This is a genomic window from Methylopila musalis (assembly GCF_042679725.1).
GTDB lineage: Bacteria > Pseudomonadota > Alphaproteobacteria > Rhizobiales > Methylopilaceae > Methylopila > Methylopila musalis.
This window is the reverse complement of sequence record NZ_JBHTMX010000317.1, coordinates 1-2074: the sequence shown is the minus strand read 5'-3', so window position 1 is coordinate 2074 and position 2074 is coordinate 1. Positions and strand designations below refer to the sequence as shown.

1 protein-coding gene is annotated in these 2074 nt (G+C 73.9%); it reads left to right on the top strand.

The features are described from left to right. A partial coding sequence (locus tag ACFQ4O_RS17145; protein ID WP_378777543.1) for an acyltransferase domain-containing protein occupies window positions 1-2074 on the top strand: 2074 nt, incomplete at both ends.

Here is a 2074-nt window from a genome sequence, read left to right as displayed (position 1 = left end):
CGGAGGCCTCCGCGCGGATCGCGGGCTGGCTCGCCGACGGCCACGCGCCGGGCGTCGCCGCGGGCGCGAGCGAGACCCGCGCGGAGCGGCCGGTGTTCGTGTTCAGCGGCATGGGTCCGCAATGGTGGGGCATGGGCCGCGAGCTGCTGCGCGACGAGCCCGTGTTCCGCGCCTTCGCGGAGAAGGCGGACGCGCTGTTCGTGAAGCTCGCCGGCTGGTCGGTGCTGGAGGAGCTGGCGCGGGACGAGGCGACCTCGCGGGTGACCGAGACCCAGATCGCCCAGCCCGCCAACTTCATCCTTCAGAGCGGTCTCGCGGCGCTCTGGCGCTCCTGGGGCGTCGAGCCCTCGGCCGTGGTCGGCCACAGCGTGGGCGAGGTGTCCTCGGCCTATGTCTCGGGCAAGCTGAGCCTCGAGGACGCGATCCTCGTCTCCTATCACCGCAGCCGGGTGCAGAAGAAAGCGGCGGGGCAGGGCGGCATGCTGGCCGTCGGCCTGAGCGAGGCGGACGTCACGCCCTTCCTGCTGGAGCATCACGGCCGGGTGTCGCTCGCCGCCGCCAACGGCCCCACCAGCCTGACGCTCGCGGGCGAGCAGGACGCGCTCGACGAGATCGCGGCGGAGCTGACGAAGGACGGCGTGTTCAACCGCGCCCTGCAGGTGGAGATGGGCTACCACAGCCCGTTCATGGAGCCGCTGAAGCCGGAGCTGCGCGCGGCGCTGGCCGGCGTGCGGCCCGCCGCGGCGGAGCTTGAGGTCTACTCCACCGTCACCGGCCGCGTGGCCGAGGACGACGCGTTCGACGCCGAATACTGGTGCCGCAACATCCGCGAGCCGGTGTTCTTCGCCAAGGCGATCGGCGCGCTGATCGACGCCGGCCACCGCCTGTTCCTGGAGGTCGGCCCGCATCCGGTGCTGTCCACCTCGCTGAAGCAGTGCCTCGCCGCGCATGGGGTCGAGGGGCGCGTGCTGTCCTCGCTCCGGCGCGGACAGCCGGAGGCGGAGACGGCGCGCGAGGGCCTCGCCGGGCTTTACGCCGCCGGGTCGCCCATCGACTGGGTCGGCGTCAACGGCGGCCGCGGCCGCCATGTGGATCTGCCCAGCTACCCCTGGCGGCGCGAGCGCCACTGGAGCGAGGGCGAGGATGCCTTCGCGGACCGTCTCGGCGCGGCGGAGCACCCGCTGCTCGGCGCGCCGTCCGCCGGCCCCGCCATCGGCTGGGACGGCCGGGTGAGCCCGGTCACGCTGCCCTTCGTGCCGGACCATGTGGTCGAGGACCTCGTGGTGCTGCCGGGCGCGGCCTATGTGGAGCTCGGCCTCGCCGCCCACCGGGCGGCCGGCGGCGGCGAGACGGCGCTGCTCGAAAACCTGTCCTTCCGTCAGGCCCTGGTGGTGGACGGCGCCGACGCTCCGCGGCTTCGGGTCGACTATCACGAAGACACCCGCACCTACGGCGTGTTCAGCCGCGCCACCGGCGCCGACCGCTGGACCGCGCACGCCGGCGGCCGCCTGTCCTTCGCCCCGCTGGAGACGCCGGAACCGATCGCGCTCGACGCGCTGAAGCGCCGCTTCCCGAAGGTCCGCTCGGCTGCGGAGCATTACGACGAGATGGCCGGCCGCGGCCTCACCTACGGCCCGCACTTCCAAGGCGTGCGTGAGCTGCGCCTGAGCGAGGACGGGACCGAGGCGCTGGCCTTCATCGCGCCCCACGCGGCGGTGGAGGAGGCCTACCGCCTGCATCCGACCCTGCTCGACGCCTGCTTCCAGACGCTGCTCGGCACCGTCGCGGTGAAGGACGACGCCGACGTCTACGTTCCGACCGACATTCAGGAGATCCACTGGTTCGGCGCGCCGCGCGAAGGTTTCTGGTGCCACAGCCGCCGCACCCGCCACGGCGGCGGGGAGCTCGCCGGCGACATCGTGCTCTACGGCGCCGACGGCGCCACGCTGGTGGAGGTGCGCGACGTGCGCGCCCAGGCGCTGACCCGCAAGGCGGACGGCGCCGGCGACGAGGCGGCGGGCTGGCTCTACCAGCTCGTCTGGCGCGACGGCGAACTGAGCGCGCCGCGCTCCGC